General features: G+C 76.0%; 3 protein-coding genes. All 3 read right to left on the bottom strand.

The features are described 5' to 3' along the window. Nucleotides 1–632 (bottom strand): DUF2071 domain-containing protein (locus HGA02_RS18545; RefSeq protein ID WP_168680789.1); only part of this gene is annotated, 632 nt, incomplete at its 3' end. Between the two features lie 24 nt (nucleotides 633–656). Next, nucleotides 657–1,085 (bottom strand): DUF1801 domain-containing protein, encoded by a 429-nt coding sequence (locus HGA02_RS18550; RefSeq protein WP_168680791.1) that lies wholly within the window; start codon nucleotides 1,083–1,085, stop codon nucleotides 657–659. 31 nt (nucleotides 1,086–1,116) lie between these two features. Beyond that, nucleotides 1,117–1,723, bottom strand: a 607-nt coding sequence (locus tag HGA02_RS18555) for an arginase family protein (protein ID WP_168680793.1), incomplete at its 5' end; no start/stop codon positions are given.

The following is a 1,723-nucleotide window of genomic DNA, read 5'->3' on the forward strand; positions in this document are numbered from 1 at the left end:
CCGCACGCGCGCAGGAGGTTCGTGCGCAGGCCCGTCAGCGTCGCCTCGCGCAGCGGCCACGGCGCGTGCTCGACGGGCACGCCGAGCAGGACCGGGCCGCGACGTGCGTAGGCGTTCCACCGGCCCGTCACCGCGACGGTCCACGGGTCGGGGGAGCGGATCGCGTCGCCGACCTCGAGCCGGACGTCCAGGAGCTCGCCGCGCAGCGACGCCGCGGTGAACCTCGCCCGGTCGCCGTGGTCGTGCTCCCGGAGCGACGCGGTGCGCGCGTGCACGTACGGCAGGCCGAGGTGGCGCAGCCCCGCGACGAACGCGCGTCGCGGGCACAGCACGGTGAGGAACCAGATCCCGTCCGTCCCCGACGCGGGGTGCCGGACGTACGTGCGCAGGTTGACCTCGACGAACCGCGACCACGCACCGAGCGGCGGCAGGGCCGGGAGGCGGACGTCGCGCATGACGAACGGCGTGACGGCCACCCACGCACGACCGTCGAGCACGTCCACGACGAGCCCGTCGGGCAGCAGGCGGGCCACGGCGTCCACGGGGTACGCCCAGTGGACGAACGCGAGCGAGTCCCAGCGCTGCAGCGTCGTCGCGACCGGGACCCGGTGCTCGGCGACGCGGCCGCTCACCGTCGCCCCCGGACCGGCACGGGCCTAGGCCACGCCGAAGCCGGGCGTGGTCGTGACGGCCCACGAGCGGCGCAGGATCTCCTCGAGCACCGTCAGGTCGACCGTCGCGAGGTCCTTGAGGTACAGGCAGCTCACGCTCGTCGTGTGCGGGCCGAGGCGCGCGAGCAGGTCGCCGTACGCGTCGAAGCCGTCGGCGAGGTACACGGTCGTCGACGTGCGGCGCGGCGAGAACCCGGCGGCGCTCGCGTCGCCCTCGCGTCCCGACGCGTACCGGTAGTGGTACCGGCCGTACCCGACGATCGACGGTCCCCACATGCGCGGCTCCTCGCCGGTCACGCGGCCGTAGAGCTCCAGGAGGCGGTGGGCGTCGCGGCGCCGGATGGGGTGCTCGACGGACTCGACGAACGCCAGGACGTCCGCGTCGGTGGGGACGGTCTTCGGCTGGTCGGCCATCGCCCCAGTATCGCCGCGTGCCCCGGCGGGGTCACGGGTCGACGGCGAGCGCGTCGGCGAGGAGCGCGACGAGCGCACGCAGGTGGGTGCCCGCGTCGTCGTCCCGGTCCGGGTTCGCCTCGACGACCACGAGCCCGGCGAAGCCGTCCGTGCGGACGAGGGCGCGCAGCAGCCGGGTCAGGACCGGCGGCGTCAGCCCGCGGCCGTACGTCGGCACGTCCGCGAGCGGCAACGTGAGGAAGTCGAGCACGTCGACGTCGAGGTGCACGAGGAAGCCGTCGCGCCCGGCGACGCGCGTCGCCACGGCCGCGGCCGTCTCCGGGTGCGCCGCCACGTCAGCGGCGGGGAGACGCGACGCCGGCACCAGGCCGTGCACGTCCTCCTCCTCGTCGGCGTACCCGACGAACGCGAGGCGCTCCGCCGTCAGGAGCGGCCGCCGCGGGCCGAGCCCGGCGAGCGCGTCGTGCGCGCCGGGCAGGTCGAGCGCGTGCGCGACACCCATCGAGTCGGCGATCGGCTCGTCCGCGTGGTCCGTCGGCAGGTGCAGGTCCTGGCCGCCGTCGACGTACACGACGCCGAGGTCGCGTCCCGCGTCGGCGGCGGCCGCGAGCACGGCGAGCGTCACGGTGCACTCGCCG

The organism is Cellulomonas septica, assembly GCF_012396155.1.
Classification (GTDB): Bacteria; Actinomycetota; Actinomycetes; order Actinomycetales; family Cellulomonadaceae; genus Cellulomonas; species Cellulomonas septica.